Origin of the sequence: Anabaenopsis arnoldii, assembly GCF_028331025.1 — a bacterium.
Lineage (GTDB): Bacteria > Cyanobacteriota > Cyanobacteriia > Cyanobacteriales > Nostocaceae > Anabaenopsis > Anabaenopsis arnoldii.
On record NZ_JAQMUH010000070.1, the window covers coordinates 1 to 5,717 of the forward strand.

Annotated in this window: 5 protein-coding genes and 1 pseudogene; all 6 read right to left on the reverse strand. The window is 45.7% G+C overall.

The window, feature by feature from the left end:
- Positions 1-162, reverse strand: a pseudogene (locus PN457_RS05595) (IS607 family transposase); the annotation flags it as partial.
- A 195-nt stretch (positions 163-357) separates the two neighbouring features.
- Positions 358-1,311 carry a PhoH family protein gene (locus PN457_RS05600; RefSeq protein ID WP_271731875.1) on the reverse strand — a complete coding sequence of 318 codons (954 nt, stop codon included), beginning with the start codon at positions 1,309-1,311 and terminating at the stop codon, positions 358-360.
- 129 nt (positions 1,312-1,440) lie between these two features.
- Entirely contained in the window at positions 1,441-1,899 is a 459-nt protein-coding gene (locus PN457_RS05605; RefSeq protein ID WP_271731876.1) for a KH domain-containing protein, read from the reverse strand.
- The gene (gene rpsP / locus PN457_RS05610) at positions 1,862-2,122 is read right to left on the reverse strand and encodes a 30S ribosomal protein S16 (protein ID WP_200987113.1); all 261 of its coding nucleotides are present in this window, start codon (positions 2,120-2,122) and stop codon (positions 1,862-1,864) included. The genes PN457_RS05605 and rpsP overlap by 38 nt, the downstream gene beginning before the upstream one ends.
- Positions 2,123-2,224: 102 nt before the next feature.
- A complete protein-coding gene (gene ffh / locus PN457_RS05615; protein WP_271731878.1) occupies positions 2,225-3,691 on the reverse strand; it encodes a signal recognition particle protein in 1,467 nt (488 codons plus the stop codon).
- A 545-nt stretch (positions 3,692-4,236) separates the two neighbouring features.
- Positions 4,237-5,717, reverse strand: a 1,481-nt coding sequence (locus PN457_RS05620) for an Ig-like domain-containing protein (protein ID WP_271731879.1), incomplete at its 5' end; no start/stop codon positions are given.

A 5,717-nucleotide genomic window follows, 5' to 3' on the forward strand; every position in this document is an offset into this window, starting at 1 on the left:
AAATTTTGTGCATAACCACCTAACCAATTCAAATCCGAATCGGACAAGTCGGTCAGGGTGGGGAAAGACAATACGTTGGATATCGCCGTCGATGATTCGTTCCAGAATGGCGAGGAATTTTTTCCGTTTAAAATTGAGTCCGCTGCCAACTTCTGAAATAATTTCAGCCTCTGGATATCTTGTGCGTAAGTGTTCAAGTTGTCGTTTTCCTTGGGAGTGACATGCTGCATCAAAACTTCATTAAATCAACTACTTTTAGTCTAGGGTGATTTAGTAATATTTACTCGTTTTAAGCAACTAAGCTACAATTAGTTACACGTCTAAAAATCGAATTGCATAATTCATCATTATTGTTCCTTAGCTTTCGTATTTTTCATAAGCAGCGACAATGCGTTGAACCAAGGGATGGCGGACAACATCTTTTTGAGTGAATTCACAAAAGCCAATACCTTCAACATTTTTGAGAACTTGTAAGGCTACAGCTAGTCCGGATTTTTGGTTCAGGGGTAAATCTGTTTGTGTAGTGTCACCTGTAATTACCATCCGAGAGCGGAAACCCAAACGAGTCAATACCATTTTCATTTGGGCGGGTGTAGTATTTTGGGCTTCATCGACAATTACAAAAGCATGGTTGAGGGTGCGTCCTCGCATATAAGCAAGGGGAGCAACTTCAATGACACCACGTTCCATTAAACTGGGGACTTTTTCTTGATCAATAAATTCATAGATAGCATCGTAAAGGGGGCGAAGATAGGGATTAACTTTTTGCTGCAAATCTCCCGGTAGAAAGCCCAGTTTTTCCCCCGCTTCCACAGCCGGACGGGTTAAAATTAACTTTTCCACCTGGTTATTCAGGAGTGCTTGCACAGCAACGACAACAGCCAGATAAGTTTTACCTGTTCCCGCCGGGCCAATGCAGAATGTTAAGTCATGCTTACGGATATCTTGAATGTATTCGCGTTGGCGAAAGGTTTTGGCACGAATTTCTTCACCGCGAAGAGTTTTAGCTAAAACATCTCGCTGTAATTCTTGCAGTTCTCCTTGGCGATGATTATCTAGGGCTTGACGAGCTGTTAAAATATCGGCACTAGAGATAGTGTTGCCCTTAATCCAGATTTCTTCAAGCGATCGCACCAATTGAGCCGCCAGATGAACTTGCGCCTCCGTACCACCAATATGTAGTTCTTGCCCACGCAACACCAAATTAGCCCCTGTTTGCCGGGATAAGAGTTTGAGATTTTCCTCTCTATCACCGCCAAGAGCGATCGCACTGGGAATATTAGGCAGCTGAATGATTAAGGCATCTGCCATAAGTATGTATTGCTTAATTTATGCAATTCGTTTTTTGACAACTAAATTAATTTTAAATTGAGAACTTTTGACAAAAAAACGGAATATCTGAGCGGGATTAAACCAACGCTCAGACTTTCTCTTAGTTAACTAGTGAGTTCTTGGTTTGACAACTGGTCTGGGTATATTTACATTTGTGTCTCGTGTTTTAGGTTCTGACGATTGCTGTCCGCGCGCTGCCGAAGGCGATCGCTCTTGCTGGTCGTCCTCAGAAGACATTCCATCTCGACCTAAACCATTGCTGCCGTACATATCCAGGTAGACTGATTGTCCAGCAACTTCCGCCGCAGCCGCAATCACCGTTCTCATTGCCTGAATATTGCGTCCTCCTCGACCAAACACTTTACCCTTATCTTTGCTATCAAAGGCAATGCGAATCCAAACCCGTTTAAGCCCGTGAGCAGTCTCACAATCAATACTTAAACTTTCTGGAGATTCTAAAAATGGCTGCATCAAAAACCTAACTAACCCAACATAATTGGGACTAGCATTGAGAGATTTAATTCCGGAGTTAAGATGCGGTTGTGGCACTGACCTGTTCAAAAACATTGGCTTTTACTAAAATGCTACGGACGGTATCAGTGGGTTGGGCGCCTTGTTGGAGTCGCTTGACGATACCGGGAACATCTAGTCGCACTTCATCAGTTCTGGGGTTGTAGAATCCCAGTTCTTCCAGGGGACGGCCATCACGGCGAGCAAGGCTGTTAATGGCGATAATGCGGTAACTTGCTTCCCGCTTTTTGCCGTATCGCTTCAAGCGCAATTTAATCATGGTTGAGGAACAATTCTCCTAATCGTATTGGTTGGTACTAAAATGACAATTTTAGCACTTGCCTAGCATTAGCTGCTAGGAATCATGAACGGTGGAAAAATTCTAAAGATTGCCGAAGCCCTTCTTCTTTTTATCTTTGTTCTTTTTCTTCTTCGTGGTAGCACCGCTATTATAACCCCGCCATCCAGGAGCCGAGGGAGGATTAGCACCACCGGCAAAAAGATTGCCCATACCGCCGCCGCCAAACATTCCTGGCATTCCTGCCGGCATTCGACCTTGTCCCATTTGCTGCATCAGACCGCGCATTTTTTGGAAATCAGCCACTAATTTACTCACATCGGGCTCTCTATAACCAGATCCCTGAGCGATGCGCCGCCGCCGACTCGGAGAACTCGCCAATAAATCCGGGTCTTGGCGTTCTTGGCGGGTCATGGAGTTAATCATGGACTCGCAGCGCTTGAGCTGGGTTTCTCCCTCCTTCAGTTTGTCATCGGAAATCTTGTTCATACCGGGAATCATCTTCATAATCCCGCCTAATGAACCCATATTTTTCAACAAACGCAACTGCTTGAGGAAGTCATTAAAGTCAAACTTTGCTGAAAGGATTTTATCCTGCATTTTTTCAGCATCGGCCAGGTCAAATTCTTCCTGAGCTTTTTCTACCAGAGAAAGAACATCACCCATACCCAGAATCCGAGAAGCCATGCGGTCAGGATAAAAGGGTTGTAGCGCCTCCACCTTCTCACCTACACCCACGAACTTAATGGGCGCTCCTGAAATCTGTCGGACTGACAGCGCCGCACCACCACGGCTATCACCATCTAATTTGGTCAGAATCGCCCCTGTAATGCCGATTTGTTCGTGAAAGGTGCGGGTGAGATTTGCTGCCTCTTGACCAGTCATAGCGTCTACAACTAGCAAGGTTTCATGAGGTTGAACAGTAGCTTTGATGCGGGCTAGTTCCCCCATCATCTCCTCATCAATTTGCAGACGGCCAGCGGTATCAATAATTACTGTGTTCACACCCTCCGCCTTGGCACGTTCCACACCTTGGCGGGCTATTTCTACCGGGTCTGCATCACTTCCCATCTCAAACACTGGGACGTTAATTTGCTTACCCAAGGTCAGTAGCTGGTCAATAGCGGCTGGGCGGTATACATCTGTGGCTACCAATAAACAGGTACGCTCTAATTTCCGTAAATGTAAGGCTAACTTAGCAGTAGCTGTGGTTTTACCAGTACCTTGTAACCCAGCCATTAACACAATTGTTGGCTTCTGCTGAGTCTCGGCCAGGGGAACATTTTCCTCCCCCATGACCCGCACCAATTCATCGTGAACAATTTTGATAAATTGCTGGTCAGGTCGCACACCAGTCAGCACTTCGGCTCCCTGTGCTTTGGTTTCGACTTCGCCAATAAAATCTTTAACTACCTGGAGATTGACATCTGCTTCCAACAAGGCGCGGCGTACTTCCCGCAAAGCATCTTGAATATTGGATGGAGATATTTTGTCCTGTCCCCGTAGCTTCTTCCAGGCACTTTCTAAACGTTCAGATAAAGCATCAAACATAATGTAATTACAGGTAATTCGCCAATGGGTAAGCCCAAATCACCCCGGTTAAAACCTTCTGGGGCGATTGAGAATTTACGGTCAAGTTGTCGCGTGCTATTTACAGCTTAGTAGTTTTTATCCCGACTTGAACAATTCACTAGTATTGCCTTCTAACTGTGTGCCATTAGTGGGAGCGATCGCTAGGCTGGCGGGATCTTGAATGGTGAGCACTCCATCGGTTAAAGTACCCACTTGCTGCTGAATAATTTGTGCTGTAACTAAATCTAAAAAGCATCAAGACCTGGTACAGCAACATTAGCAAAACAATTTGACTACCCTATCTAGTGAATCTGTTTAAAGCCTTTTTCAGGCTCATGAAGTACACACCAATTCCCTATTCCCTGTTCCCTGTTCCCTGTTCCCTGTTCCCTAAAACTAAAAAAATTTGTACCTCACGAGCATGGTAAATGCTATATTCAGACTCAAGTATTTAAAAGGTTTAGGGATGTAGCGGTAAAAACCCCCACATTCAAATCCTATGATACTCTCCTTTCAATATGCTTCTATACAGGAATTTCGGGAACAGAAAGACCTACCGATCGTTGGGCTACACGAGCAGCATCCAATGCAGACAATTCTCCGTTACCTGTAATGTCTCCCAGAATAAGCGGATCAGTGACTGGGAAGGCTCTAAATCCTGTATCCAACCCTACACTCACCCGTGCAATCAAGGAGGCATCAAGAGCGCTGTACTCTTGATTTCCTGTGGTATCTCCGAACTTTGCTACTAGTTGGACTGCACTATCTCCCACCAATCCAGCACCTGGAATGATTTCTAATAAACCAGAATTACCGTAGGTCGCACTCTCAGGAACCTCAGCTGTGAGGAAAATTAAATCGGTGTTATTGCTCAAAGCAGGTCCAGCCAGGGTAAACACAGCTTGTCCTGTTAAAGGATCAATGGTATTAGAGGTGAAATTCCAACCCGATGATGGAGCTACATTTGCTTCCGTAATATTCAGGATACCCGGATCATATTGCAAGGTGAAGCTAATATTATCAACACCGTTGGGGTTACTTATCCGGATGGGTAGACCAATGAGGTTATCCCCCGCGGGAACATCTACACCTTGACCCGGTGCGCGGCTAAAGTCAGGTAAGCTCAGGACTGGTGCTGTCTGACTCTCCACCGTAAATTCCAATTGAAATTGACCACCTGGGGTACCATCACGATCTACATCGATTAACTCACCGTTAGTATAGACCAAGCCATCTGGGCGGCTCTCCAGGGTCAGGGTGTAACTACCCGGTTCTAGGATATCACCAGTCTTAACAAAGGTGAGGGTCTTAGCAGTTTCATCCCAAATCAGTGAGCCATTGATGATATTTCCGGCACCATCTCTGAGGGTGATGTCTGGTGAATCGGCTACATCTAATCCCCTGTAAAGGTTAAGGACACTGAGATTTAGGTCAGCATCGAATGTCAAGACAAATCCGCCGCTAGTCTGTGTAAATACGTCGGCGCTGGGATCTCCCTTTAAGGGAAAGGTGAATGTACCGATATTGCCGGCTGCATCTGTTTGGGTGGCTATGATGCTTTTATCTCTGTTTCCAATGATGGTGATGTCCTTTTCTGTCAGGCTGTAGGTGAAGTTGCCATTTTCATCCACCTGGGCTGTAGCAAGAACTTCACTATCTTCTTCAATGCCGTACTTGATGGTGACATCACCACTACCTGGTTCTGCTGTACCTACTACAACTGTACCTACTACAGGGATATCATTTTCTTCACCAACCCTGGTAATGGTAACCGCGGGTGCTATGGTATCTACGGACAAGGTAAAGGCAGGGGATGTACCGATATTGCCGGCGGCATCTGTTTGGGTGGCGGTGATGGTTTTACCTGTTCCCTGTCCAATGGTGGTGATGTTGGCTGGTGTCAGGCTGTAGGTGAAGTTGCCATTTCCATCCACCGGGGCTGTACCAAGTTCTGTACTGCCGAAACTGATGGTGACATTGCTACTACCTGGTTCTGCTGTACCTA